The sequence below is a fragment of the Maritimibacter dapengensis genome, assembly GCF_019218265.1.
Lineage (GTDB): Bacteria > Pseudomonadota > Alphaproteobacteria > Rhodobacterales > Rhodobacteraceae > Maritimibacter > Maritimibacter dapengensis.
This window is the reverse complement of the sequence record NZ_JAHUZE010000003.1, coordinates 115,616-141,800: the sequence shown is the minus strand read 5'-3', so window position 1 is coordinate 141,800 and position 26,185 is coordinate 115,616. Positions and strand designations below refer to the sequence as shown.

The window sequence follows — 26,185 nt, the reverse complement described above, 5'->3', positions numbered from 1 at the left end:
TACGCGCCGCCTGTTCGCATTCCCAAGGCCGGTCTGGCACCTTGTTCGAGTCTGACCTGCCGCTGTTTCTTCTCGCGAAACGCTAAATCCGTTACCTGTTTCTTGTGCGACAGATACGCTAAGATTACTTTTTGAGAACACACATCTCCAGAGAGGCCCAGGACGATTGGCGACGAGTGAGCAAAGCTTCGACTTGGGGAAAAACAGTTCCGAACTGGCCAAGTACGTAACTGACATGGGCAATCGGGTGCGCCTCCCGATTCCCGTGCTGATCTATCTATTGACGGTCGTAACGCCAATACTAGTAAACGTTGGCCCCCTCCTACTGTCGGGGCTAAGGATTTTTTTGATCATCATGGTCGTGCCTTTGGGCATCAACCTGTTGAGAGGCAAATACGGGCGGATCCTGGTCACGGACATTCTTTTCGGATTGTACGTTGCTTGGGCAATGATCGCTCTCATCGTCAATAATCCTGACCGAGTCGTTGAGTTCGTTGGAGCATACGCCGTCGAGTTTCTGGGCGGGTATTTGATCGGTCGAGCTTACGTGCGCAAGAAGGAAGACTTTGTCGCTCTGATCCGCCTTCTCGTGATAATTATCGTGTTGCTGCTTCCATTCGCCATATTCGAGTCACTGACTGGACGGCCGCCGATTATCGAGACGATTAGGAAATTGCCAGGCGTTTCCAGCGTCGGCATCCTGGATATCTATCAAAGAATGGGGCTCGAGAGGGTGCAAGCCGTCTTCGCACACCCAATTCACTACGGACTGTTCTGCTCTGCTGCGTTCTCGTTCGTGATGGTCGGTTTCCGCGGTATTTGGTCGATGACTATGCGCCTGATTGTAGGGGCGCTGATCGGGTTGAGCGTCTTCCTGTCGCTGTCCAGCGGTGCCCTGCTCCCAGTTATCCTTCAGCTGTTTTTGATTGTCTGGGCAACTGTCTTTCGGAATTTCGAACGAAGGTGGCTACTACTCTTAGGCCTCTTCGCGTTCCTTTACGTTGCGATCGATCTAGGTTCGAACCGCACACCCCTTAAGGTTTTCTTCAGTTATGCGACCTTCTCGGCCCATAATGCCTACTGGCGGGGCATCATATTCGAGTGGGGAATGATAAACGTCAAAGGAAGCCCAATTTTCGGGATTGGGCTTCATGATTGGGTGCGGCCGCACTTCATGCGCAGCGCAAGCGTCGACAATTTTTGGCTACTGAACGCCATGACCTATGGGATACCTGGTTTTCTTCTGCTCTTTTCGGGGTTTGTGGTGGGGGTGCTGCGCGTAAGCCTTCGCCGTTTTACGGGTGATCCGATACTTTGGCAGTTAAGGCGCGCCTGGGTATTTTGTTTCATCGGGCTCTCATTCACGCTCGCCACAGTTCATATTTGGACCGCGGTACTGTCCTTCGTGTTCTTCCTTTATGGGGCGGGTATGTGGTTCGTAACGGCGAGCGATGCGCAAACGATGAAAGGCGAATTGCCCGATAACCCCGAAATGACCAAACGAGGCATGGCTTTCCGCCACAATCAGATTGGTGATGAGAAACGTTTCTCTAGGGACATGCATGTTGCCGAGCCCACCGTTTCCGTCGAGGGGAACAGGAATGGCAAAAGCCACGTGCGGTCTGAAGCGCCTAAATATACTCGGTTCGATCCCAATGACGACAGGACATAGCATGACGACAACGCACGGCATTGCTTACGATGTATGTGTGATTGATCAAAATACAGTTCAATAAAACCTACAATTCAAAGACAATTCCTCTAGACATCTTAGTGATTGCCAGAGCAAGAATACTGACAAGAAAGGCAAGAAATTGGGCCAGATTGATTTCACGAGGTACCCGAAACAGTGGATAGTGACAGCCACACGTTACGAAGACCCTCGTCTGGGAAATTCTGATCTCTTCTCAGATTGGAATATCCAAGCAGCGAATGATGTCCCCATAGTCAAGATTAGAGATAGCAAAGGGAACGACATAGGGCGAATAATCGGTTGGGCGATTTCGCAAGGTAGCTTCCTTAAGGAAAGTCAATCAATAAGCCTAAACGCGGGAATGACGTTCGAAAACTTTTACAGGGACTTAAGTGGTAAGTTCGTTGTAATTTGGCGCGTCGCAAACGGAATGCTCAAGGTTCGCGAGGATGCGTCAGGCGGCTACCCCGCAGTGTTCTCAGGTGACCTAAGATCAGTTGCCTCCACCGTTTCAATACTGCAGGAGCTTGAGACGCTAGAAGAAGACAAGGACGTCACGAGCATCTTCAATTTTCCGGAGAACCGGGGTTTCCTGCCGTTCGGACTCACATCCCGCAAAGGTGTCCATAGGTTGATGCCCAATTTCGAGTTGGATTTGGAAAGCTTTGAGTCACGTCGATTCTGGCCTTCGGCGGAATTCCTTGGCAATCGAAAAAGTGACGAAGAGAGCTTCAGACCCCTGATAAACGATGCGGCCGAGCATGTAAAAAGCGTCGTCAATGCGATCCTGAGCACTGGAAATACGGTGATGTACCTCAGTGGTGGCCACGACTCGCGGATGACTATTGCTGCTTGTAAAGGGCACGAGAAAAAGCTTTTCTGCGAAACGTTTGGCGATAAAAAAACCATCAACGCCTACTTGGCACAAAAAGTCGCTGAGTTGGGCGGTTTCAATTTCCGCAACGTGTCAGTAGTTACTGCACCAAGGGAAGATGTAAGCGCCTGGTTGCACAGGACCGGATACGCGATGTACGATCCGGTATCTGAGTTGACAACGACAATTTCCAAAGAAGAAACGCCCGGCGCGTTCCAAATAGGTGGGACCGGTGCCGAACTTGCTCGAGCAACAAATTGGACCGACAGAGATATTGGTAATCCCGAGATAGACGTTTCTACGTTGTTGAAGCGTATCAGGGTTCCAAACACAAAGGTCATCCATGATGCAGCCGAAGATTGGTTGGCTGGCATTCCTGGGAGTCCAGACATCGCCACGATTATGGATCTCGCAAAAATCGAGCAGATACATGGTTGTTGGGCCGGAGCGGCGACTTATGGACATAATATACCCTTACCCTCTCTCTACCCATTCTCGGGACAGTGGTGGAATGAAATTTGTTTGACGTTAAGCCCTACAGAACGGGCGAAAGGGCGCGCTTACGTCGAGTATATGGACATCGTCTGGCCAGAGATGCGGCAACTTCCGGTGAACAAAGCGATTGGTTTAGACCGCTTTAAATTTTGGAAAGAGGAGGCCAAAGCCATGATCCCGAGTCGTTTGAAACGATTGATCAGGCCTTTGCGGTAACAAGAATAGGATTGCCTTTCTTGCTGACAAGCAAGTTACATAGAGCCGCAGAATGGAATTCACCGGCAATTATCACTTGAAGGAAAAGTTGACCCCAATGTCTGAGAAACCTAGGAAGAAGGCAAAGCGGTCCGGATTGAATCATCTATGGATTCTACGATCCGCTCTTGTGACAATCAGGCGGTTAATCAATGTGCATGTTTGGGGAATGGATATTCATCCGACCGTTCAAATGTCGTTGTCCGCCAAGCCCGATCGAACTTTTCCAAAGGGTATACACATTGCGGAGCACTCCTACATTGCGTTCAATGTTCGGATACTTACTCATGATCGAACCCGCGGTCTATACCTCAATACTCATGTCGGCCGAAACTGTTTTGTGGGCGGGTGCAGTATTATTTTACCGGGTGTCGAGATTGGAGATAATTGCGTCGTGGGTGCAGGTTCGGTTGTCACAAAGTCGATACCGCCGCGAAGTCTTGTTGCAGGTAACCCCGCCCGCATCCTGAAGTCGGATATTGACGTAGTAGAATATGGGCGTTTTCGGGGTGCTGATGCCACAGAGAGCGATTTGGTTGATCAAGGCCTCGTATGATGGCGTGCATGGGTGTTCGAATTTTCGCTAGCATAGCATTTCTCGCCGGACTAATGCTTGCTCCTGGAGAATCCGCCGCCGATAGTATGACTGTCCAGCGAACTCTTGAAGACAGCACGCGAAAGCCCGGATTGAAGATTGTGGTTTCTGGAACCAGCCTCAGCGCCGGATATTCGTGGCCGAAAGTGGTCGAGCGGCGACTGGGGGAGCATCTTGATAGAGAGGTTCGCGTTGAATCCATTTCTCGACCGGGCGCCACCTCTGAATGGGGCGTTGAGCAAGTTGGAACAATTATCCGAAGTCGGCCAGATATTTTGATCTTGGAGTTCTCAATTAACGATTCGGATCTAAGGCAATGGATTTCACTCTCTGGAAGCCGAGCGAACCACCTTCATATAATCGAGGAGGTTCGTCGCGAACTGCCGGCGACACAGGTGGTCCTCGCCTCAATGAGCCCCGCATATGGCCTTCGTCGCCTCATTCGTCCGCGCTTGCACCGATACTACGGATTGTACGAGGACCTTGCCGACAAAACGGGAGCTTCGTTTCTCGATTTGGGAGCAGCATGGACAGAAGTCGACGAAGTTCGTACGCATTTTCCAGATGGCTTGCACCCGAAAGACTCTATTGCAACTGAAGTCATCGTCCCGGTCCTGGTTGATTACGTCAGATCGAATGCCGAGGTTTCGCACGAACCTTAGAAGATCGCAGAAGGTAAAGGGATGCCAATACCATTTGGTTTGTCCTTCAAGGGTATTTTGAGAGATCAAGTTCGCCACCCAGAAGTTCGCGAAGCCTTTGATTGCTTTCTGTAAACCGACCAGAAAACTCTGTAGCGACATATCGCGAAACTGGGCGGTAGGAATCGAATGCCTTCTTGAAAAAAGGCCCTTTAAGCAGGAACCCAACTCCTTTGTACAGGCCGCCTGGTGTCGTACCAAAACTCACCAGAGGATTTGGATCCAAGACGCTTTTCTGAAAATAATTGGAACGCCTAAGAAATGGCGCAGCGTATTCGGGGTAGCTTGCCATTCTGACTTTCTTTTTCGCGTCTGAAATCCCCTTGAAGTTGCGATTGGCACAGAAGCTGGCAAGATCCTGTATCGATTGATCCATATTCCCCTGCAATGCTTCCTGCGGCAACACGAGGACTTTGTCGTCACCAAAGAGCTTGCGGTAGTGGGCGATCAGCCAGTCATATTCAAAGTGGGTTGCAGAGAAAGCGGGGAAGCTGGCGGTTTTCGGCATGTTAAAAAAAAGTTCAGGTGGCATCGTACCACCGCGGGAAACGTACTGCATGTAGATCGATCGAAGCACTTTGTCTTGCGCTCTAATGGTGATCAGGACATAGGCGTCAGGGAAAGCCTGATGTAGCCGTTCTGCATAAACGTCGCTTTCCCGCCCGCCAAAAAAAGGGTTGCCGACAAGAAGTTCCGACGAGATCACTGCCGTACTTCCTTTTGGCACTTCGGAGGATGCTTCCAGAATGGCGTCCCTTGGCACTTCATGGTCGAACTGGAGACCATGGATATCTGTGAAGTATCTTGAAACCTCCTCATGCCCCGACACCTGGTGATATCCATGTTCAGGTAGAAAGAGCTGTTTCTGCATCCAAGTTGTCGCGGTTTTGTGGTACCCGATATGCAAGAGAAGAGGCGTGGTCATGAGTTCGGGTCTTTCTGCTTAAAGGGTATGAAAGTTGAATGGTTCTTAATGTATCTTCGAAATTCGTACATAGAGTATAGGGAGAGTATCAACAATAATGCTACAGGAACAAACCCAATGATCTGCGGGAGCGAAAAAGGTATATTAGACTCTTCCAAAGAAGTTTGCGCCAATGTGTATGTCAGCAGTACGCCTGTCGTAATTAGCGGAAGGATCATGCGCCCCAGTATCACGCCGACTTTGTAATGGACGAGTGCCAATGCCACCAAATATCCAAGCATCTCACCAACGATTGCAATTATTATGACTGCATACAGGTCCGCGCCCGAAATCAGGGCGAACCAGGAAATCGGTAGGGTGGCCACTCTGAACATATTCGATATCATCGCATTGGTAGTATGCGCCTTTGCCAACGCGACGACCGCGCAGCCGGCTTTGAATACTCGTAACGCGTTTAGAAGTGCTAGCCAGGGCAGATATGGTATGAGTGCCGAGTATTTCGGCCCAAGCACGAAGTGAACGAGTGGGCCGCCGAACAAGAAAATCGCAGTTACGAGCAGAGCCCCATTTAGCAAACTTGATTGCATTGTGACGATGGACAAATATTGAAAATCGTGTTGAGCGTTCTTTGCTCTCGACAGTTGAGGAAGAAAGAATGACCTTGCGCTACTGGCAAGAATAAGTGTCGGTGTGAGTGTAAGAGTGAAACCCATCGCAAGAAGGGCAAGTTGCTCCATACCAAGTTCACGTCCAACAATGATTTTCTCGCCTTGGAAGACCCCGAACAATAAAATGCTGTTGAGCAGGAGGGGCCATCCAAATGAAATCGCTTCGGTCATTATCCCTCTATCAAGTGTCACCCTGTAGGCACGCTTTGAAAAGGCATGCGAAACCCCTGCCAATATCACTGCTTGAATAATCAGTGCGAACAACATCACACGATAGTTAGGAAAAACGAGATAAATGGGCCAGACCAATGCAGTTGAAACCAAAGCAGGTGCCAAGGCGCTAGACACAAGTGGGAGAAACTCCATCTGTCTTTGGAGCCGGTAAATGTCGAAATGGACAAAGCCTCGAACCAGCGGCACGATTGCAAGAACTTGGAAAGCCCATGCGATTTCCGGCACACCCATGAATCGCGATATCGGTCCAGACAAAAAGAACAAAATTGCTGCGGACAGAAATCCGCGTAACAGATGGAAACCTTGAAGACCCGCTTGTTTCTTTGGATTATCTCCGTCGTCATCTTGAATAATAAGATGCTGCAGCCCTATTGCTCCCAACATCTCCACCGCACCCATGCTAATGGCAAAGGTGGCGGCAATACCATAGTCTTCTACGCTGATAAGTCGGGCGATCAGCAAGTTGCGAATGAATAACACGGCAGAGGAAGACGCGTTTCCTGAAAGCAATAATAGAGCTGACTTAAGCATATTGGACTCAGAAACCATATCTGACTTGGTTGGTATGTTGCGCCCAAACGGTTGATATAACCGTTTTGATCGCACCCGGCATTGCTTCTGCATAAGCGAGAACGCGCAACTCTGTTTTATGCAAATGGACGAAAATCACGTTCCCCAATTCGGAGGAGAATTCTCATTACATCGGAACGAAACGCGGTAGGTTCGGTAGGCTTTCCTCTAAAAACCCTTGGATCCTTGCGTCGGCGTCTGCCTCGGTTTCGCCAGGCAGGATTGGGGTCGAGTAGCGTACGAGGGCGCCGTCTGTGCGGCCCATCACAAGCCCGTCTTTCAGCACGCCCATCTTCGCGACGAAATCGTTGATCTGACGTTTGCCGCGCTGCTCGAACCAGTAGTAGACAAGCTGCTGGTTCGTGCCCTTTTGGATGACGGCGCGGTTGACGGGGAACGTCTCGTAACCGGCCACGCCCGAGCGCACCTCGTATGGGTCGAGGCTGAAGATCTCCCAACCGCCGACAGGCAAGCACACTTCCGGAGAGTGGATGCCATCGCCTTCGGTCTGGTTCTTGTAGAATGCAACGAACATGCTGACGTAGCCGCTTGCCTGTGCGGAGGCGTAGGTCGACTGCAGGTAATCGGACGCGCCTAGAGTTTTCTCGACCTTGGGGTCGAGCCTCGACGTCGATCCGGACCATTCACCGATCTGGCGCGGGAAGATCGCGAAGGGGTCACGGTCTGGCGTTGCAGAATCCGGTGCCGGCTGAAGCATCCAGGCCGCGGAAACGATGAGCGTGAGAAGCGCACCGGCCGCAAGAGCGCGCGACGGGCGAATGCCGAAGATGCGCAGGAAGATCGGCGCGAAGCCCTTGGTGTCGAGGTCGATCACCTCGGCCAGAGGTTTCGGGTCCCGCGTCAGGCGTTGCAAGGCGATGGCCATGATGAACAGGATGATGATGCAGAGAACGAAAATCACCCAGCCTTCGAAGAAATGCAGGAAGCCTTCGGCCTGTTCGATCCCGTGCTTGTTCACGAGCATCCCGATCACGCCGATGCGCACCGAATTCATCAAGACGGTCAGGGGTGCTGCCGAGATCAACAAAACGAGCTTATGCCAGAGCGGACCACGATAGAGGATCGCGAAGAGATACGAGAAGCTCAGGATCGGGAAGAGATAACGCAGGCCCGAGCAGGCTTCCGCGACCTGGAGCTTGTAGACGCCAAGATCGATCACGTTGCCTTCGAGGAAGACCGAGACACCGGCGAGCTTGAGGAACCAAACGCCGAGTTCGGAGGACACCCATTGCAGGAAGATGGTGAGCTGCCAGTACACGAAATTCGGCAGAGGCAGCATGAACACAAGGTGTACGACCGGGAGGAGGTGGTGCCTCCCACGTTCCCAGCCAAACACGGTGAGCATGACGCCACCGACCCATATGATCATCGCGTAGGTGACGATGTCGGGGATCCGGGTCAGGTTGCCGAGGACCGCGACCAGTAGGCCGAACACGATGACCGCGACGCCGACACCGCGGTCAGTCACAGTGTCACGTGGCAAGGGTGTTCGGCGCAGTTCGCGAAGGAACAGGTATAGCGAGATCAGCGGGATCAATGGCCCATGACTGTATTCCGCCGTCGACCACGCTTTCGCGAGCGAAACGAACCCGATCCAGAAGATCGGGACCGAGCCGGCCAACATGAGGATGTACCAAAACAGGCCCGTCACGTTCAGCGCAGGCATGATTGAGGACGGGGTTTTCAAACTCTCGGAAGAGGACATCAAAGACTCATCAGACAATGCAGCAGCAAGGCAAAACCGCCTTTCGTTGATACTCTATTCGCAAGAAAATGGAAAAGCGATGACGAACCTCGGAAAGGGTCTTCAAACTTTCGTCTGCGCAGCCATTTTGGCCGCGCAGACGAAACAATTCATGAGTTCAGGGGCGATTGCCGAAGGTGTAATCGAGCACGACGAAAACCTCGTTGGAATGACGTCGACCCAGGGCAGAATCACTTCGAATCCTATGCTCGTATCCGGCGGAGATATCCCAGTCTTCGGTCAGCTCGTAAGAGTAGGTCGCGCGCAGGCTGGCGAGGATGGTGCGGTCCACTGGCGCGACGCCGAAATCCTCGACCGCGGCGAAGTCCGCTTCGAAGGCGAGCGAGGACACCTGGTTGATATCGGTCGTATAACCGAGGTTCAGATTGGTCCTGACGACATCGTTCAACGCGTCACCCGTCGTCACCCGCCGTTGGGCGCCCGCGGTGATCTGTCCACGTGGCAGATCATAGACGTAGGCCAGGCTCCCGACCGGGAAGAACATGCCGCTTGGTCCGCGTGTGACGCCGAGGCTCGCATCAAGCGATCCAGTGGGAAGCTCGTAGGCCCGGCTGGCGGTCAGCGTGTTGCGTCGACCGTTGATGGAGAGGTCGCTGTCGAGCATCAGCCCATATGAGCCGGTCGGCACTTCACGGGTCAGGCCGAGCGAGCCGCTGAAGCCGCTGCGTACCGTGGTCGTCGGCACGTTCGTCGTCTCGGTGATGTAGTCATATCCGAGGCTGGCCTCGAACACCGTAATCGGATCGAACTCATACGTCAGGCCCGCGGTCGCGGCGAGTGTGTCACGGTTCGTCATCACGGCGTCGTTGGCCGAGTAAAGCGTCTTGCTCGCCGCAAGCCGCCCTTCGAGGACGGGCGAGAAACGGAATCGCGTGAACACCTCGGCGGAGTTGGTCATGGAATCGAACAGGGCGGGGTCCGTGGTCCCGGTATAGGTCGTGCGATTGTGGTCGAGCGCGATGCCGTAACCGAACGGGTCCTGTAATCCGCCTTCGAAAAGGACGCTGGCCTGCGTCGTCACCCGCGAACCGCTGTCGATAATCAGGTCGGTGTCATCGAGTTCGTCGTCCTCGTCGATCAAGGTGAGAGGATCGGCGAAGTCGAGGTTGATCTGCCGATAGCTCGCAGCGAGTTCGAGCCGCGAATTGACGCCCTCGCGGACGTAGGTCGCGTTTGCGAAAGGTTCGTCGAGGAGGCCGGTGAACGGTACGGTCGGGAGCGCCGCACCGCGCGCCGAAACGCCAGCGTTGAACGTGAAGGTGGAGATCGGCGTTCCCGTCTCGAACCCCATCGTGAATCGGTTGGTCCAAAGGGCCGAGACGCCCGGCGATGGGTTGCCCAGACCAAGATTGTCATTCACGCGCAATTCCGAATTCACGCCGAACGTAAATGCACTGCCACCGAACAGATCCTGTCCGGTGGCTGGAATTGCGAAAGATATGATTGCGGCGGTACTCGCGAGGCGAGCCGTCTTCCTAATTGTCATGTCCACCTGCTCACCTCTCTTATGGGGGTGTTGTTATTCGAACAGCCTTCTTTGCGGAACAACGATCACGTCGCCGGGCGCAAGCATCGTGCTGCCCGAGATGCTGTTGACGCCGCCGTTGGCGTGGTAGTTGTAAGGATAAATCTTGTCACCGCGACGCAGCTGGATGCGTTTTCCGGCCGCGAAACGGGTCAGGCCGCCACCTTGCGCGATGGCTTGAAGAATGGTGATGCCCTGCGAACCGGCCAGTTTGCCCGGATTGGCGATTTCGCCGGTGACGTAGATGTCGGTCGTCGGAGGCACGAAGGGGCCTGCTGCCAATGCCGCGGGCCGCTCGGCCAGCTGACCGACGGAAACGAAAACCGTGGGCGTCGACGCGAAGTTCGAAGACAGGCGATCCGCGATGTCGCTCGCGACTGCTCCGGTGGTGCGGCCTGCAACCGGGACGTTGCCGGCAAAGGGGAAGCTGATCGTCCCGCCCGGCAAGACGAGGGCGCTGCGATTGAGGTTGTTGTCCTCGACGACCTCGATCTGAAGAGTATCCCCGGTGCGGATCTGATACCCGTTTTGTGCGGTTGCGGCATTGCTAAGCAACAGCACGCTCAGGATGGCGGCAAAGGTCCTGGTGAACACCTTGATCATGATTAGTCCCCTTCGACAGACAGTCGGCTCATAGGTTTATAACAAGATTCGAACAATCGCACAAAACAAGCAACGTCAAACGCTTCTTTTTGCGGCAGAAATGTCGCAAAGTCGTGGCTCAGTTGTTTTCGGTCGTGGACGTGTCCGGGTTTTCTTCGGCGAGAGCGGTGAGTCTTGCGATCTCTGTCTCGACCACCTCCGATATTTTATCATCGGTTTCAAGGCTTTGCACAACCTTGAATTGCTCGAGAGCTTCGGCGTTCTGACCCGCTGCAGCGTAGGTCGCGGCCAGATGGTACTGCACGTAGGGGTCTGACGAGAGAGCCTCGGCCGCCGGTATCAGATACTTGAAAGCTTCCCTGTGATCGCCGCGCCGCGACATGATCCAGCCATAGGTGTCCTGAAAAACCGGTTCTTCGGTATCGACAAGCCGACGGGCGATTCGCCATGCGCGTTCCAGATCCTCGGGGTCGTCGCTGTGATCGGTCAGCAGGGAGGCAAGGTTGTTGGCGACAACGGCGCTGTCGCTGAAACGATCATAGAGCGCGTCGTAAACGGAGATCGCGCCTTCGAAATCCCCAGCGGTTTGAAGCCGCTCGGCTTTCGCCCACATGAGTTGTGGGTTTTCAGGCAGTGTGGCCAATGCGTCGTCCAGTACGGCAGACGCCTTCTCCTGGTCGTCCAACATCAGTTGCAGGCGATAAAGGGCGAGCCATGCGCCCTGATTTTCCGGGGCGTCTTCGAGAACTTCGCGGTATTCCGTTTCAGCCTGGTCCGTGCGTCCATGCAGGACGAGCACCGCGGCATGCACCGACCGCAGCACCACATCGCCGGGTTTGCTTTCGAGCGCGTTTTCGATGTGGGACAAAGCGCCATCGAGATCATCCCGGGCGACGAGCGACCGGACCACACCCAGCGTCGCGCCAGAAGGACCGCTGCCCTCTGCTTCGAGACCTTCCAGGAAAGACATCAGGGCATCTTGCCGCCCTTGAGCTTCGAGCATCCGCGCTGTGAGCTCGTTGGCCCTGTTGGTTGCATCGGGGAGCGTTTCGAGCTTGTCGATCACGCCCTGTGTGCGTCCCCAATCCTCGATCTGAATGTAGAGCGTCCCCAGCGTCATCAGGATCGAGATGTTTTCGGGCTGGAGGCGCAGGGCGTCGAGGAGCACGCTTTCGGCCGCGATTTCACGATCGCTTTCAGCGAGGAAATTCGCGTAGCGGAGGGATTCCTCTGGCGCATTCCCGGATGCTTCGACCGCGAGCGACAGCATTTCAGCCATGAGGGTCGTGTGACCGACCCGTTCATGCGCACGCGCAAGAAGCGTCATGAGTTCTGCGTCGCGAGGTGCTTCGCCCAGGGTTTCGCGAAGCAGAGCGATCGCTTCGTCCGTTTCGTCGTCTTCGATCAGCCACGTCGCCTTGAGCTTGCTGGCCTGAACATGCGACCGGTCGTTTTCGAGCACCATTTCGATCTGCGACCGTGCGACAACCGGGTTCCCGTTCGCGACCAGCATGTGCGCCAAGGTCACGCGCGCGTCATTCACATCGGCAGACGGTTCAGCCCCTTCGAGCATCGCTTCCATTTCGGCAATCGCTTCGTCCTTCGCACCAGCATCGAAGATCAGCGCGGCGCGCAGGGCGCGAAAGGTCGCCTCATGCGGGGTGCCATTTTCGATGATTTTGTCGAGCTCGGCACGTGCAACGTCGCGCCCGCGAACCTCGGTCAGAAACTCGACGAGCTGGACTTGCTGGTCCGGTGTTTCTGCGTTCGGATCAACCTCGCTGCGGAGGAACTCTTCGGCCGCATCCGCATCGTTTCGGTACATGTACCAACGCAGTAGCGTGTCGCGGACGTTTTCATCCTCGGGAAACTGTTCGACCATCGCGAGCAATTCCTCGACGATCGCATCCTCGTCACCGATCTGGTTCATCACTCCAAGACGGAGCGTTCGAAGATCCTGGCGGTCCGGCGTCGCTTCGATTGCCGAGTCGAGCGCCGCAAGCGCGCCCTGCCAGTCCTGCCGCAGAAGAAGCTGGTCGATGACGACCCGCAGCGCGAGCCGTGCATCAGGATGCTCTTGAAGCAGGGCGGACGCCTCTTCGAACACCTCTTCCTTGCGTTCGGCGTCGTCAGCTTCAAGCGCATCCCGGTAATCAAGATTGACCAACACCGCGCGAACACTGGGATCTTCCGGGCGAAGTTCGGCGGCGACGCGACCATCCCGTTCCGCTTCTTCCCAGTCGCCGGCTTCGATGGACATTTCAGCCAAGGCGAGCCGACCGTTGAAATTTTCCGGGTATTGTTCGATCAGGCGAAGATATTGCCGGAACGCTTCGGATGTCTCGCCGCGCCTGCGTTGAAGGCCTGCATATGTCTCACGTGCCTCTTCATGGAAGCCGTCGAGCTGGAACACGTTGCGCAGTTCGATGACCGCACGCTCCTCGTCGCCTTCTTCAATAAGTTGCAATGCGGTCTGGAAGTGCTGTTCCGCGCGCTCCTCATCAGATTCGCAGGCCGACAGAAATGCCAGGCCGGCAACGAGAAACAGCCCAGTAAAAAGGCGTCGCAGCATGAGAGTATCCCTTCACGCGGCCTGTCACCCTGGTAGGCCGCTTCGACCCGCAGCATACGCCGCGGGTCGTCTTTCGCTCAATACCCCGTGCAGTTCAAAACTGCGCGAAAAGTCTTAAGCAGGATCGCGGTGTCTGTTTTCAGCGACAGAGACCGGTAATAGTCCGCATCGTAATGCGCACGTGCGGCGAAAGCCGTGTTGTTGCGGTCGGAGACCTGCCACGCGCCGGTAATGCCGGGGCGAAGTGCATAGTATTCCGTGCCAGGATAGAGGTCTTTCTGGTCCTCCATCATCGGGCGCGGACCGACCACGGACATTTCCCCGGTCAACACGTTCCAGAGTTGCGGCAACTCGTCCATCGAGGTGCGACGAAGAATGCCGCCAATGCGGGTGATGCGCGGGTCGTTCTTTAGTTTCTGCGTCCGCTCCCATTCCGCGCGAGCGGCGGGATCTTCGGCAAGATGTTGAGCCAAACGACCATGGGCGTCACGCACCATGGAACGCATTTTCACCATCCCGAACGTTTTCCCATGACGCCCGACGCGCATCTGGCGGTAAAATGGCCGCCCACCGTCGAGTGCAACGAGAAACGCCATCGCGGCGATCAGCGGCACCGCAATAGGCGCCACTGCGATCACAAACGCGATATCAAGCCCGCGTTTGAAGTGTTTACGGTATGTAAGTCGCCCCACCGACTCACGTTGCCGATCAGGAATCGAGACAGGCCGTCCCGTGATCGACGAAACGTCTTTGAAATGAGTGGTCATAATTACCCCAGCAAACCTTATGCTCCCCCAGCCGGCAATGCCTCGCCGACCAGCTTTTCGTTAACTGCCCGAAGCCTCGAAATGTTTCTAATTTTTATGTGCAGCAGCACTAACTTGACAGTTAAATCCCTCTTACGAATCCGAGCCTAACACCATTTTGCCACATTTGTAACGAATTTGATCCACTGAGTGCCACATTCTGGATAAGCTCATGAACTTCATGGATAAAATGGGCGTAAACAGACTGTTCTCACCCTCGCATTGTTTCCTAAATGGCAACGGTTGAGCACGCAAGGGTCAACTGGCTTTCAGACGCGCAAATTGGCCGCTGTTGTCACGGTCTCGTTGTTTTCACTTCACACAGAATCGCCTTAATGAACGGGTACGCGAATGGCGCAAGGACTCGAATCGTAGCGCGATGCCATCCCTTGGGGGGGTGCCCGCCACCGGAAGCAAGGAAAAGGTTAAGTGCCGGTTTGCACATTTTGCACCATTTCGGCAGCATGTAGGCTCGACGTCGAGGCAGAGGACGTCGCACAATAAATTGACTCGTTAGTTAGTGAGCAGGATGAATTCCGAAGAACTTTATGCCGGGTATTTCGGCCTGGACGAGAGGCCATTCACACTTGTGCCCGATCCGAGCTTTCTGTTCTGGTCTGGACAGCACAAGCGTGCACACTCCATTCTCGAGTTCGGAATCATGTCGCGCGCACCGATCACGCTCATCACGGGCGAAATCGGGTCGGGCAAGACGACGCTCCTGCAGAACTTGCTCAAGCAGCTCGACGACACCGTGAACGTAGGTCTGATTTCGAACGCTCAAGGTGGACGAGGGGAATTGCTGCAATGGGTTCTGAACGCATTGTCGGTGCCCGTCGATCCCTCCGCTTCTTATGTCACGATGTTCCAGAAGTTTCAGGACTTTATGATCGAGGAATATGCGGCCGGCCGTCGCGTCGTGCTCATCATCGACGAAGCCCAGAACCTTTCCACGGAAGGTCTCGAAGAGCTGCGGATGCTCACCAACATCAACAGCAACAAGGACGAACTGATCCAACTGATCCTCGTCGGTCAGCCGGAACTCAAGGGCATGGTCCTGAACCCGAACATGCGGCAACTTGCGCAACGCGTTGCGGCCAGTTTCCATCTGAACGGCATGGACGAGGAAACTGTCGGGAAGTATATCGCGCATCGGCTCAAGGTCGCTGGCGGCACGGGCGAAGAGTTCAGCGATGAGGCCGTTGCAAAAATTCATGAAGCGACCTGCGGGATCCCGCGATTGGTCAACCAGCTTTGCGAGTTCTCGATGCTCTACGCGTGGGGGGAAGAAGTGAAGCAGGTGAACGCAGGAATTGTCGAGGACGTCTTGAACGACGGTGTTTTCTTTGGCGGATTGTCACTGAAAGAGGATCCAAGCTCGGATTGCCTGTTCTTGAGTCAGAGATATCGCGCAGATGCGACGGAGGAAAAGAACTGATGACTTCCGCGCAAAGTCTGAACACATTCGGTATGGCCGCAGATGCTTGCGCGGTGATGTCGGACCACTGCTGGGGCAGGATTGAATGAAAAGCACGCTGAAATTCTACTGGTCGATCTTCCTGCGGCGGTCGCCGTACTTCCTGATCGTCGCAATCCTCGTGGCTTCGGTCTCGGTGATCGTCGCCAGGTCGCTTCCACCGGTTTACGAGTCGCAGATGCGCCTGATCGTGGAGTCACCGCGAATTCCATCGGAACTTGCAGCCTCGACGGTCCGCACACCGGCGGAAGAGCAGCTTCAGATCATCGAACAAAGGTTGCTGACACGCGCCAACCTTCTGCGCGTGGCCAACGAGTTGAAGGTTTTCGACGACCAGCCACGGATGCTGCCTGATCAGATCGTGCGCAACATGCGGGCACGGACATCGATCAGGAGTTCGGCGGGCCGCAACGAAGCGGCGCTGATGACACTGACGTTCGAGGCGACGTCGGGCGAAAAGGCCGCCGGTGTTCTGAATCAGTTCCTCACCATGATCCAGCAGGAGGACGTTGAGTCCCGGACTGTTCGGGCGGGCCAGACGCTCGAGTTCTTCGAACAGGAAGTGTCCCGACTGAGTGAAGAGCTTGCGACGCGGAGTGCGCGTATTCTGGAGTTCAAGAGCGACAATATCGATGCGCTCCCAGAAAGCCTCGACTACCGGTTGAACCAACAAACGCTTCTGCAACAAAGTCTCAACTCGCTTGACCGCGAATTGACGAGCCTGGACGAGCAGCGCAACCGCCTGATCCAGATATTCGAATCCACCGGGCAGGTTTCGGGAGCCGCCGGCGCGGCGCAGACCCCCGAACAGCGGCAATTGGAAACGCTGAAATCTGAATTGAACGAAGCGTTGGCGGTCTATTCACCGGAAAACCCGCGGATCAAGATGCTCGAAGCCCGGATCGAACAACTCGAGAAAACCGTTGGTGCTCAGGCAGCATCAGAAGAGCCGACCGAAGGAACAGGGAATTCTCTGCTGGATGTCCAATTGGCGGAAATTGCCGCTCGGCGATCCGTGCTTGAGCAACAACGTGATGATACGGAGAAGCAACTCGGCACTTTGTCGGAGACGATCTCGAAGACGCCGACCAACGCGATCCAGCTCGATGAACTTGAACTGGACTACGAGAATGTTCAGCGACAATACAATATCGCGGTGGACCGTCTTTCGCAGGCCAGCACCGGCGAACGGATCGAAGTCATGGCGCGCGGGCAGCGCATTTCCGTGATCGAACCGCCAGCCGTGCCCAACCAACCTTCAAAACCCAATCGCACGGTAATTGCCGCAGGTGGTGGTATCTTTGGGATTATCCTCGGGCTGGCGCTTGTCGTTTTGCTTGAAGTTCTCAATCGTTCGGTCCGCCGACCGGAAGAACTCGTAAACAAGCTCGGTATCACGCCGCTTGCGACAATACCGAACTACGGAACGCCGGGCGGGTCGCGTCGTTGGGGAAGGATCGTTTTGCTTGTCGCGGTGCTGATCCTGATCCCGATAGCGATGTACGTGATACATGAATACTATCAACCGTTGGACGTCATCGTGCAGCGCGTCATGAACCGACTGGGCCTTAGCTGGTAGTAGCCAGCCGATCGTAAACGAAGGAAGACACGGGAATGGAAAAACTTCAGTCGGCAATCGAAAAGGCCCGTTTGCAGCGAGAGACCGCGAACGCGTCGGATGCCGTCAAGACAGCGAAGAAAACCACAGTCGCGCCAAAATCGAACGATCTGACGGATATCTGGACCGCTTTGGAACAGGTGTCGGTTTCCTCGCAGGTGGTCCGGGACAACCACCTTCATGCACAGGCTGGTGGTCACGAGGCTGCGCCTTTCGACATGTTGCGCACACGCATTCTGCAACAAACCCGCGCGAATGGATGGAAACGCGTCGCCATCGTTTCGCCCGACAGTGGCTGCGGCAAGACGACAATGGCGGCGAACCTTGCCTTCAGTTTTGGCCGTAGAACGGATTTCCGCACGATGGTGCTGGACCTCGACCTGCGGCGCCCGCAATTGGCGTCAAAGTTCGGGTTGAAGCCGCAACACACGATGGCAGACGTGCTTCAAGGCCGTTTGGAGTTTTCCGGTCACGGGGTTCGGCTGGGAGACAATGTCGCGCTTGGGCTCAATAACGGGCCAGTCGAGAATTCCTCGGAAATACTTCAATCCGAGACGACCAAGGATGCACTTACCGTCCTGCAGGATACATATCAGCCCGATCTGATGCTCTTCGACATGCCACCGCTCCAGGCCGCTGACGACAATTTCGGGTTCCTGAACAACGTGGATTGCGCAATCCTCCTGGCCCAGGCCGAGCATACGACCATCAAGCAGATTGATGTGGCAGAGCGACAGATCGCAGAATTGACGAATGTGCTGGGCGTCGTTTTGAACCAGTGCCGATACACGGACGACGCCTATGGATACGGATATTACTGACGCCGCTATCGACGCTGCCGTCATTATCCCGCACTTCAACGATGTAATGCGGTTGGAACGTTGTCTCGCGGCGCTTCGTCAGAACGACCGCGCTGGTGTCGAAATCGTCGTTGTCGACAACGGATCGACGCAGTCTCTCGATGAAGTTCGAGCTGCCTACCCCGAAGTTCAGTTCCTCGTTGAAAACGAAAAGGGCGCGGCGGCAGCACGAAATCTCGGTGTGGCTGAAACCGACGCTGAACTTCTCTTCTTCTTAGACGCTGATTGCGTGGCAGCGCCGGACTGGATCGCGACGGCACGAGCAGTTGCCCCACTCGCCGACCTCATCGGAGGACGTGTCGACGTATTCGATGAAACACCGCCTCCGCGAAGTGGTGCTGAAGGGTTCGAGGCGGTCTTCGGATTCAATTTTCGACGCTATATCGAGGAGATGGGTTTCACGGGTGCCGGCAATCTCGTCACCAACAGAACCGTATTCAATAAGGTCGGCCCATTCCGTAATGGGGTATCCGAAGACCTGGAATGGAGCACGCGGGCGGTGGCGAAAGGGTGCTCGCTGATTTATCGGGACGATATGGTTGTCGGACACCCGTCGCGTTCCGACTGGAAGGCTCTCCGGCACAAGTGGAATCGGATGACACGTGAGCTTTTTGCGACACATGAGGCTTCCGGGAAATCGCGACTTGCGTGGGGCGTTCGTGCACTGGGGATGCCGTTCAGTGCGTTCGTGCATCTGCCAAAGGTCTTGACCTGTCAGAAACTTGACGGCGTCGGTGAAACGACGAGGGCGGTCGTGACATTGTTTCGGCTTCGGGTCACCCGTATGCGGTGGATGTTGGCCCAGGCCGTCGGTGGATCGATCTAGCTCGACGTCCGATTCAAGATGCGGTTTGACCGACTCATCGGCATGACGACACGTGCGCCAATTTTTGCTTACCGGAAACAATGTTTTTCGAACACGGCTTCTCGGGAGCGCCGGTGATCGATCCCCGGAATGGACTATCATTGTTTCCAAAGCAGCGACATTAGTATTCCTTGCTTCCAGACTACGCATATGAAATTACAATGAAAACTCCGAATCACTTCCATATTGAAGCGACTGGATGTGATCGGAGAATCACAGGTGACCTATTCTTCTTTGGAACATTTCCCTTTTCGGCGGAATTGTGCTAAGAACAAGGCAAGGATGGGGTAGAGTTTGGAATTGGGGAAAGAAATGAAGATTGGATTTATGGTGAAATCGGCTGTCGCAGCCGCGTTCGCCGCTTTGGTATCGACCGCTCCCGCTTCTGCAGTAACTGTCACGAAATTCGATGGTCAGCATTGCGGCACGGGCGCAGCATACAATTCGTGCACGTTCGACGACTCGACGGCTGCGATCATGTTCAATGTGAACATGCGTGGGACGACCGAGTTCTCGCTTCGCCGCGCAAACCCGCTTTTCGCGTCGCTTGACGGAAGCGAGTTCAAATTCGAGGTGACCCACCGCAAGCACGGTAATGCACTGGCCGGCAAGTGGACTTACACGCCGGGCGAAGGTGACCCGATCATCACGGCAATGCTTCTCAACACGCCTGGTGGCGGGATGATCGCGTCCGATCTGAACAAAGACGGCACGGTAGGTGGCTTCTGGTCGCCGGGCGGTGACAAGCTCCGTGTGATCAACTTCTTCGCAAGGGTTACTGACACCGGTGGCGGCAGCTCTCCGGACATCTCGGCTGCAGTTCCTCTGCCAGCCGGTGGCGTGCTTCTGCTTTCGGCATTGGGTGCTTTCGGGATCCTGCGACGTCGCCGCGGGGCCTGATTACGCAGACTTATCTACTGAGCACGGGCGGCATATTAGCCGCCCGTTTTCGTTGGGTTATCCTGTATTGACTCGCATTCACGCTATTGCAGAGAATCAGTGACTGAACAAAAAAAAGACGCTAAGTATTAGGCTTGTAGAGTGTTTGATTTTCTACTGGGGGTAGGAATGACTATTATGAATGCAATGAAGACCGCTATCGCGTCATCCCTGATCGGGATGATGACGGTAGGTGCCGCATCTGCGGCAGTCATGAAGTACTATGACGGAAAAGAATGCGAGGGAGGCAAGGGCGGCTTTAGCGCTTGCACCTTGCTCGGCGATCCTGACGGCTCGCCGACGATCGTGAAATTCGGCGCTAGCCTGACCTTGTCGGAGGTGAGCACGCGTTTCCCGTCGATCACCGGAGACGAGTTCAAGTTCAAAGTGACCGAAACGAAGAACGGGTCCGAGATCATCGCCGGCTCATGGACCTACACGCCAACGGGGAGCGACCCGAAAATCACGGCGTTCGCCGTGAAGGCCGGCAACGGATACTATCTGTACACCGACCTGACGGCAGACGAGGCGCTCGGCATGTCCTGGGTGACGCCGGAGCGTAAGGGCGTGTCACATATAACCTTCTTCGACACGGGAATGTCGGCAGTGCCAGTGCCTGCGGGTGGCGTGCTCCTGCTTTCTGCATTGGGAGCTTTCGGGTTCCTGCGGCGTCGCAAGTCGGCCTGACGGTCTAGCAAAGTTTGCAGGAAGGCGGCCCTCATGGGCCGCCTTTTTGTTTGTGCGTTGAAGCGACTTAATACGTTCACGCGACGTGGCGACGTCTTAGCGGCCCGCCGCGTTTCCATTCGATGAGTGCGGCGGCCAGCCAGCCGGCGACGAAGCCGCCGAGGTGGGTCTCCCACGCGAGTAGTCCGCCCTGAAGCACCCAGACGACTGCGTTCAACGCAACCAGCACGGCGATCGTTTGAAGGACAGGTCGAAGACTGCGCCGAGCCCTGCGGCGCCCCGACCAGCGCCAGTATTGCCACGTCCCGACGAGGCCGAACAATGCACCAGACGCGCCAACCATCGGTTGCGGGCTGGAGGTCAATAAACCGAACAGAAGCGCGCCTCCGACCGCCGAGACGAGATAGACGAAGAAAAACCCCTTCACACCCAAACGAAGTCGTAGGATCCGACCGACGACCCACAGAACGAGCATATTTCCGATCATATGGACCGGCCCGCTGTGCAACAAAGAGTAGCTGAGGAACATCGTCCAGGGTTGAGCTGGGAAGTTGGGTCGCCAATCATGCAGCAATCCTGCCCAGAAAGCACCGTTCTGATAGGCGATAGCCCGCCAGCGTTGAGTCCCTAACACACCGTAGTCGGCTGCAGTCAAAACAAGTTCAATCCCGACGTTCGCTAAAACCAGCGCGACGATTGCGGCGCCAAGGGGAGGGACGTGTTTTTGTCGGGAACCCATATGGTAGCTTTGCCCCGGCCCGCAGGTCGGTGCAAGCCAAGTTGCAGCGCATTCGAAGTTGCTTGTCGGAAGGCCTTCGCGGTTGCCGAAGCGGTGGTGGCCGTGGCCATAGGGAATTTGCCGGTACCAGCGGGAATAACGCTAATTGATCCCCGAAATTCAACGACTTCGCGGTAATTTCCGGATTGTCGTGTTCCGCGAAACGCCAACTTCGAAACATCGTTTCAGCCGTGCATAATTGTTGAAATAAGCCTTGACGTATTGGGTGCCGAAACGACACTTGTGACGTTGGGGTATGGGCAGAGGACGGCAGGGGACCTGCATGTTGGATCTAATCCTCATAGTTGCTCTCGCGGTGGTGTTTGCGAGCAGCCTTTGGTACTTCGTGCCCTGGGTCGTACGCCGTGTGCAGACGAGGTCGCTGCGACAACTATGCGCACAAAAGCGCGCGATAGTATTGACGTTCGACGACGGGCCATCTGAATCCTTCAGTTCAAATCTTGCGGACTTTCTCGAAGCCCGGAACGCTCGTGCCACCTTTTTTCTAATCGGTGAAAACGCCACGAACCACAGTGATTTCGCTCTGAAATTGCACGATTCCGGACATGAAATCGGGAGCCATACCAGACATCATACCAATGCTTGGCAGACCCCACCTGTTCGCTCGATCCGTGACGTAATGGCGGGACGCGAAGACTTAAAAGGCATTGGGATTCAAACGCACTTGTTCCGCCCACCCTTCGGAAAAATCACGCTCGGTAGTCTCATCTACGCGAGCCGTGTCAGGGATCGACTTGCTTTTTGGACCATCGACAGCCGCGACAGTTGGGCTCCCCGGCCGGTAAAAGATGTTCTGAAAGACGTGCAGTCCCAAGGTGGTGGTGTCATTCTCATGCATGATTTTGAAAGGCCTCTCAGAGGCCCTAATCCAGAGGGCCACAAAGACTACGTTATTTCACTGACAGGCGCACTTCTGGATTTTGCAGACAAACATGACTTCGCTATCATGCGGTTTGGTGATCTCTTCGACAACGCGGCTGGAGCCAGTGCGAGATGACACGGAGAAATCATGTATTGGCGGTTTCTTCGGCGGGGGGCCATTGGGTGCAGCTTATGAGGCTCCGCCCAGCGTGGGACGATTGCGTAGTGACGTATGTCACGACGGACGCAGGTCTGGAAAAGGTCATAAGAAAGCATGAACGTTTGGATGAGGCTGGGTTTTGCCTGATTACCGAAGCCAATCGTTGGCAGAAAGCCAGATTGGTGAAGCAGTTGATCGAACTTCTGATTGTGTTCATTCGCATTCGTCCTGAAGTTGTCGTCACGACCGGGGCCGCGCCTGGATATTTCGCCTTGCGTCTCGGTCGTTTGTTTGGCGCTCGAACCATTTGGATTGACAGCATTGCAAACGGGGCGGAAATGTCTTTGTCCGGTAGGCAAGCGCGCCCCTATGCTGATCTCTGGCTCACGCAGTGGGAACACTTGGCCTCTCCCGACGGTCCGGATTTTCTGGGAGCTGTGCTTTGATATTCTTGACCATTGGGACCCATGAACCATTCGACCGCCTAGTGCGCGCGGTCGACGAATGGGCCGGTGGTGCATCGAATGCGGACACCGTCTTTGGCCAGATAACGAGCGAAGGTGCTGAGAGCTACCGGCCTCGGAACTTTGAATGGGTCGATAAATTGACCCCCGACGAGTACGGCAACCGTTTTGAACAAGCCGACTTGATTGTCTCGCATGCCGGTATGGGATCAATTCTAACGGCCCTCCAGTTGGCCAAACCAATTGTCATCATGCCACGACGTGGCCATCTGCGGGAGACGCGGAATGATCACCAATACACCACCGTTCAAAACATCGGTGAACGCGCCGGGATTTACGTTGCAGAAACTGAGGTTCAATTGCCGGGCGTAATTGATCTTGCCGTTGCCGAGCTTTCTTCATCATCGTACTCGGATCGCATTTCTGAGTTCGCTGAGACACGTCTGACAGATGCTTTGAAGGCGTTTATTCATCGAGATGAATCTTGGCGAGCCTCAACTTGAGCATTTGAACTATCCAACCAACCTCATCTTCGCACCACCGGTGTCAGTCATGTTTCTAGGAGCTAAACTTTGTCCGACAATTATTTCGAAAAATTACTCGATTCCATCCAACACAAGTCCGCTCGAGTTGGTGTTATCGGGCTTGGATACGTAGGGCTGCCGCTTGCCGTGACGACGGCGAAGCGAGGATTTCCTGTTACCGGCTTTGATGTCGCTCCTGACAAGATCGAGAAACTCGAAGAGAGTAACAGTTACATCGAAGCGGTTGCGTCGGGTGACCTTCAAGCATTGAATGCGTCTGACAGCGTGGATTGGACGACTGACTTTGCGGAACTGAGTAAATGTGGCGTGATCGTAATCTGCGTTCCGACTCCCTTGACCAAATATCGCGAACCGGATCTCTCGTTTGTTAGGCAAACAGCCGAGGTGATCGCTGAACACGTAGCGCCAGGAAGCCTGGTCGTTCTGGAATCCACAACTTATCCAGGCACGACGGTAGAAGTCCTGAAGCCGATCATTGCGAGCTCCGGGCACGGGGTCGGTAGTTCTGTCTTTCTGGGCTTTTCACCGGAGCGCGAAGACCCGGGCAACGCGTCTTACCGAACCGCGACCATACCAAAAATCGTCGCAGGCGATGGCAAAGAGGCCGGCGCGTTGGTTCAGGCTTTCTATGAAAATGTAGTTGATAAGGTAGTCCCGGTATCGACAACCCAAACTGCAGAAGCAGTCAAGATCGCGGAGAACGTCTTCCGAGCCGTGAACATTGCTTTGGTCAATGAACTAAAGGTCATCTTCGACGCGATGGGAATTGATGTTTGGGAAGTGATCGACGGCGCTTCGACGAAGCCCTTCGGTTTCATGCCATTCTATCCTGGGCCCGGGCTTGGCGGTCATTGCATTCCGATCGATCCGTTCTACCTCACATGGCGTGCTCGTGAACTGGAATTGTCCACTAAGTTCATAGAACTGGCTGGCGAAATAAACACGGACATGCCCCATTACGTCGTAACCAGACTGCGCGAAGTGCTCGATCGTGAATGCGGTATCGGCCTGAGTAGAGCCAAGATCCTGGTTGTCGGCATTGCATACAAGAAGAACGTGTCGGACATGCGCGAAAGCCCTTCTATGCGCTTGATGGAGATCCTCAAAGGTTACGGTGCTCACGTCGAGTTTCTTGATCCGCATGTCCCTGAAGTACCTCCCATGCGCGACTATCCGGATCTGGTTGGACTTCGTTCTATTGATACTAAAGACTTAGAGCACTCAACATTTGATGCGGTGCTAATTTCGACGGATCACGACAACGTTGACTACAGCGCTCTACTTGAACTTGGTGTTCCGGTGATTGACACCAGAAACGCGATCGCTCGGCGTGGACTGTCCCTCGATAATGTTACTAAAGCGTAGAGCTTGACCAATGGACACTTTCGAGGTCGACGTTGTCGTCGCCGGAGCGGGCGTGGTGGGCATCGCGATCGCACGCGCGTTGGCAATGTCTGGGCGGGAGGTTTGGCTACTCGAGCGCGGTCCGCGTTTCGGAGAGGAAACCAGCGCACGGAACTCGGAAGTGATACATGCCGGGATCTACTACGACCCCGGCTCGATCAAGGCGCGGCTGTGTCGGCGTGGGCGGGACTTGCTCTATGATTTCTGTGCGCAGCACAACGTGCCGCACGCGCGTTGTGGCAAGCTGATCGTCGCGACGAATGAAGACGAGGCGGCAAAGCTCCCCTCGATCGCGGCGCGCGCGTTGGAGAATGGCGTGGAAGACCTTGTCCCGATCGACGGAAAGATGGCGAGACGGATGGAACCTTCTCTGGGAAAGGTCACGGCAGCACTTCATTCGCCATCGACGGGGATCATTGACAGTCATAGCTATATGCTCGCGATGCTGACTGAAGCAGAAGCACACGGCGCACAGCTTCAACTGCAGGCACCCGTGGAGGGCGGGCGCATCGAAGAAGGCGGTCGTATCCTCCTTAACATCGGCGGCGCTGAACCGGTGCGGCTAAGCGCACGCAGCTTCATTAACGCGGCCGGGCTTTGGGCCGCGTCACTCACCGATCGGATCGAAGGATTCCCGCCCTCGCCAGACATGGCTTATGTAAAAGGGAACTACTTCACCCTGTCACGCAGCGCCCCGTTCAAGCGGCTTATTTACCCGGTTCCGCGCGAAGGCGGTCTCGGCGTCCACCTCACACTTGATCTTGGCGGGCAGGCAAAGTTCGGACCCGACACGGAATGGGGCGGTTCCAACGACCCCAATTCCCTCGACTACCGTGTCGACCCCGCCCGCCGCGCAGCTTTCGCAGAGGCGATCCGGCATTACTGGCCAGATATTCAAGAAGAAGACCTTGCGCCCGGTTATGCGGGTGTTCGCCCGAAGCTCGCCGGTGGCCTTTATCCTGATTTCCGGATCGACGGCCCGGCGACACACGGTGCCGGGTCGCATGTCCTTCATTACGGTATTGAATCACCGGGGCTTACGTCGGCTTTGGCAATTGCTGAGGAAACAGTAAATTTGCTGAATTAAAACAACGAATACCAGATTCTGGCGGCAAAACTGGTTAAGGTGATTGTGAAATCGCCGAGTCGCATTCAGACTCAACGGGGCCGGTCTGTCCGGTCGCAGGAGGGCATATTGAAAACA

Annotated in this window: 23 protein-coding genes; 15 read left to right on the top strand and 8 right to left on the bottom strand. The window is 55.1% G+C overall.

Translation table 11 applies throughout. The features are described 5' to 3' along the window. Positions 1–166: 166 nt before the first annotated feature. The 4 genes from KJP28_RS12895 (at position 167) to KJP28_RS12880 (ending at position 4,574) form a co-directional block, all read left to right on the top strand. Positions 167–1,672 carry an O-antigen ligase family protein gene (locus KJP28_RS12895; protein ID WP_218393015.1) on the top strand — a complete coding sequence of 502 codons (1,506 nt, stop codon included), beginning with the start codon at positions 167–169 and terminating at the stop codon, positions 1,670–1,672. 382 nt (positions 1,673–2,054) lie between these two features. Further along, positions 2,055–3,278, top strand: a complete 1,224-nt coding sequence (locus tag KJP28_RS12890; protein WP_218393014.1) for a hypothetical protein — start codon at positions 2,055–2,057, stop codon at positions 3,276–3,278. 52 nt (positions 3,279–3,330) lie between these two features. Then, positions 3,331–3,873, top strand: a complete 543-nt coding sequence (locus KJP28_RS20130; protein ID WP_218393013.1) for a DapH/DapD/GlmU-related protein — start codon at positions 3,331–3,333, stop codon at positions 3,871–3,873. An 8-nt stretch (positions 3,874–3,881) separates the two neighbouring features. Then, positions 3,882–4,574 (top strand): SGNH/GDSL hydrolase family protein, encoded by a 693-nt coding sequence (locus KJP28_RS12880; protein ID WP_218393012.1) that lies wholly within the window; start codon positions 3,882–3,884, stop codon positions 4,572–4,574. 46 nt (positions 4,575–4,620) lie between these two features. Here the strand turns inward: KJP28_RS12880 and KJP28_RS12875 are convergent, their stop codons facing one another. The 7 genes from KJP28_RS12875 to KJP28_RS12845 all read right to left on the bottom strand — a co-directional run bounded on the left by KJP28_RS12875 (position 4,621) and on the right by KJP28_RS12845 (position 14,188). Next, positions 4,621–5,538, bottom strand: coding sequence for a hypothetical protein (locus tag KJP28_RS12875; protein WP_218393011.1), 918 nt, complete (start codon positions 5,536–5,538; stop codon positions 4,621–4,623). After that, entirely contained in the window at positions 5,535–6,971 is a 1,437-nt protein-coding gene (locus tag KJP28_RS12870) for an oligosaccharide flippase family protein (protein ID WP_218393010.1), read from the bottom strand. The genes KJP28_RS12875 and KJP28_RS12870 overlap by 4 nt, the downstream gene beginning before the upstream one ends. Before the next feature lie 166 nt (positions 6,972–7,137). Beyond that, a complete protein-coding gene (xrtD, locus tag KJP28_RS12865; RefSeq protein WP_255552380.1) occupies positions 7,138–8,697 on the bottom strand; it encodes a VPLPA-CTERM-specific exosortase XrtD in 1,560 nt (519 codons plus the stop codon). A gap of 196 nt (positions 8,698–8,893) precedes the next feature. After that, positions 8,894–10,156 carry a hypothetical protein gene (locus KJP28_RS12860; protein ID WP_218393008.1) on the bottom strand — a complete coding sequence of 421 codons (1,263 nt, stop codon included), beginning with the start codon at positions 10,154–10,156 and terminating at the stop codon, positions 8,894–8,896. Positions 10,157–10,315: 159 nt separating this feature from the next. Next, positions 10,316–10,924, bottom strand: a complete 609-nt coding sequence (locus KJP28_RS12855) for a polysaccharide biosynthesis/export family protein (protein WP_218393007.1) — start codon at positions 10,922–10,924, stop codon at positions 10,316–10,318. A 118-nt stretch (positions 10,925–11,042) separates the two neighbouring features. After that, positions 11,043–13,496: a tetratricopeptide repeat protein gene (locus KJP28_RS12850; protein ID WP_218393006.1), complete on the bottom strand. Its 2,454-nt coding sequence runs from the start codon at positions 13,494–13,496 to the stop codon at positions 11,043–11,045. A gap of 77 nt (positions 13,497–13,573) precedes the next feature. Next, positions 13,574–14,188, bottom strand: coding sequence for a sugar transferase (locus tag KJP28_RS12845; RefSeq protein ID WP_336245348.1), 615 nt, complete (start codon positions 14,186–14,188; stop codon positions 13,574–13,576). Between the two features lie 643 nt (positions 14,189–14,831). Between KJP28_RS12845 and KJP28_RS12840 the strand changes: the two genes are divergently transcribed. The 6 genes from KJP28_RS12840 (at position 14,832) to KJP28_RS12815 (ending at position 20,748) form a co-directional block, all read left to right on the top strand. Next, entirely contained in the window at positions 14,832–15,740 is a 909-nt protein-coding gene (locus KJP28_RS12840) for an ExeA family protein (RefSeq protein WP_218393004.1), read from the top strand. Positions 15,741–15,825: 85 nt separating this feature from the next. After that, positions 15,826–17,358, top strand: a complete 1,533-nt coding sequence (locus tag KJP28_RS12835; RefSeq protein WP_218393003.1) for a GumC family protein — start codon at positions 15,826–15,828, stop codon at positions 17,356–17,358. Positions 17,359–17,393: 35 nt separating this feature from the next. Beyond that, positions 17,394–18,218: a CpsD/CapB family tyrosine-protein kinase gene (locus KJP28_RS12830; RefSeq protein ID WP_218393002.1), complete on the top strand. Its 825-nt coding sequence runs from the start codon at positions 17,394–17,396 to the stop codon at positions 18,216–18,218. Then, positions 18,199–19,083 carry a glycosyltransferase family 2 protein gene (locus KJP28_RS12825; protein ID WP_218393001.1) on the top strand — a complete coding sequence of 295 codons (885 nt, stop codon included), beginning with the start codon at positions 18,199–18,201 and terminating at the stop codon, positions 19,081–19,083. Before KJP28_RS12830 ends, KJP28_RS12825 begins: the two co-directional genes overlap by 20 nt. A 351-nt stretch (positions 19,084–19,434) precedes the next feature. Beyond that, positions 19,435–20,022, top strand: a complete 588-nt coding sequence (locus KJP28_RS12820; RefSeq protein WP_218393000.1) for a VPLPA-CTERM sorting domain-containing protein — start codon at positions 19,435–19,437, stop codon at positions 20,020–20,022. A 168-nt stretch (positions 20,023–20,190) separates the two neighbouring features. Further along, positions 20,191–20,748: a VPLPA-CTERM sorting domain-containing protein gene (locus KJP28_RS12815; protein WP_218392999.1), complete on the top strand. Its 558-nt coding sequence runs from the start codon at positions 20,191–20,193 to the stop codon at positions 20,746–20,748. Between the two features lie 76 nt (positions 20,749–20,824). Here KJP28_RS12815 and KJP28_RS12810 read toward each other — a convergent pair whose 3' ends face one another. Next, complete coding sequence (locus KJP28_RS12810) at positions 20,825–21,277, bottom strand: rhomboid family intramembrane serine protease (protein ID WP_418887936.1); 453 nt, start codon at positions 21,275–21,277, stop codon at positions 20,825–20,827. A gap of 532 nt (positions 21,278–21,809) precedes the next feature. Here KJP28_RS12810 and KJP28_RS12805 point away from each other — a divergent pair. The 5 genes from KJP28_RS12805 to KJP28_RS12785 all read left to right on the top strand — a co-directional run bounded on the left by KJP28_RS12805 (position 21,810) and on the right by KJP28_RS12785 (position 26,068). Continuing rightward, entirely contained in the window at positions 21,810–22,544 is a 735-nt protein-coding gene (locus KJP28_RS12805) for a polysaccharide deacetylase family protein (RefSeq protein WP_218392997.1), read from the top strand. An 89-nt stretch (positions 22,545–22,633) separates the two neighbouring features. Beyond that, on the top strand, positions 22,634–23,014 hold the full coding sequence (locus KJP28_RS12800; RefSeq protein ID WP_336245337.1) for a UDP-N-acetylglucosamine--LPS N-acetylglucosamine transferase: 381 nt from the start codon (positions 22,634–22,636) through the stop codon (positions 23,012–23,014). Then, complete coding sequence (locus KJP28_RS12795; protein ID WP_218392995.1) at positions 23,011–23,535, top strand: glycosyltransferase; 525 nt, start codon at positions 23,011–23,013, stop codon at positions 23,533–23,535. Before KJP28_RS12800 ends, KJP28_RS12795 begins: the two co-directional genes overlap by 4 nt. 69 nt (positions 23,536–23,604) lie before the next feature. Beyond that, a complete protein-coding gene (locus KJP28_RS12790; protein ID WP_218392994.1) occupies positions 23,605–24,942 on the top strand; it encodes a nucleotide sugar dehydrogenase in 1,338 nt (445 codons plus the stop codon). Between the two features lie 10 nt (positions 24,943–24,952). Continuing rightward, on the top strand, positions 24,953–26,068 hold the full coding sequence (locus KJP28_RS12785) for an NAD(P)/FAD-dependent oxidoreductase (RefSeq protein WP_218392993.1): 1,116 nt from the start codon (positions 24,953–24,955) through the stop codon (positions 26,066–26,068). Positions 26,069–26,185: the final 117 nt, after the last annotated feature.

Excerpts from the sequence above, each read along its gene's own strand:
- KJP28_RS12890 (WP_218393014.1), top strand. The coding sequence starts at position 2,055 with ATGACGTTCGAAAACTTTTACAGGGACTTAAGTGGTAAGTTCGTTGTA.
- KJP28_RS20130 (WP_218393013.1), top strand. The coding sequence starts at position 3,331 with ATGGAATTCACCGGCAATTATCACTTGAAGGAAAAGTTGACCCCAATG.
- KJP28_RS12880 (WP_218393012.1), top strand. The coding sequence starts at position 3,882 with ATGGGTGTTCGAATTTTCGCTAGCATAGCATTTCTCGCCGGACTAATG.
- KJP28_RS12875 (WP_218393011.1), bottom strand. The coding sequence starts at position 5,538 with ATGACCACGCCTCTTCTCTTGCATATCGGGTACCACAAAACCGCGACA.
- KJP28_RS12870 (WP_218393010.1), bottom strand. The coding sequence starts at position 6,971 with ATGCTTAAGTCAGCTCTATTATTGCTTTCAGGAAACGCGTCTTCCTCT.
- xrtD (WP_255552380.1), bottom strand. The coding sequence starts at position 8,697 with ATGCCTGCGCTGAACGTGACGGGCCTGTTTTGGTACATCCTCATGTTG.
- KJP28_RS12855 (WP_218393007.1), bottom strand. The coding sequence starts at position 10,924 with ATGATCAAGGTGTTCACCAGGACCTTTGCCGCCATCCTGAGCGTGCTG.
- KJP28_RS12850 (WP_218393006.1), bottom strand. The coding sequence starts at position 13,496 with ATGCTGCGACGCCTTTTTACTGGGCTGTTTCTCGTTGCCGGCCTGGCA.
- KJP28_RS12840 (WP_218393004.1), top strand. The coding sequence starts at position 14,832 with ATGAATTCCGAAGAACTTTATGCCGGGTATTTCGGCCTGGACGAGAGG.
- KJP28_RS12835 (WP_218393003.1), top strand. The coding sequence starts at position 15,826 with ATGAAAAGCACGCTGAAATTCTACTGGTCGATCTTCCTGCGGCGGTCG.
- KJP28_RS12830 (WP_218393002.1), top strand. The coding sequence starts at position 17,394 with ATGGAAAAACTTCAGTCGGCAATCGAAAAGGCCCGTTTGCAGCGAGAG.
- KJP28_RS12825 (WP_218393001.1), top strand. The coding sequence starts at position 18,199 with ATGGATACGGATATTACTGACGCCGCTATCGACGCTGCCGTCATTATC.
- KJP28_RS12820 (WP_218393000.1), top strand. The coding sequence starts at position 19,435 with ATGAAGATTGGATTTATGGTGAAATCGGCTGTCGCAGCCGCGTTCGCC.
- KJP28_RS12815 (WP_218392999.1), top strand. The coding sequence starts at position 20,191 with ATGACTATTATGAATGCAATGAAGACCGCTATCGCGTCATCCCTGATC.
- KJP28_RS12810 (WP_418887936.1), bottom strand. The coding sequence starts at position 21,277 with ATGTTCCTCAGCTACTCTTTGTTGCACAGCGGGCCGGTCCATATGATC.
- KJP28_RS12805 (WP_218392997.1), top strand. The coding sequence starts at position 21,810 with ATGTTGGATCTAATCCTCATAGTTGCTCTCGCGGTGGTGTTTGCGAGC.
- KJP28_RS12785 (WP_218392993.1), top strand. The coding sequence starts at position 24,953 with ATGGACACTTTCGAGGTCGACGTTGTCGTCGCCGGAGCGGGCGTGGTG.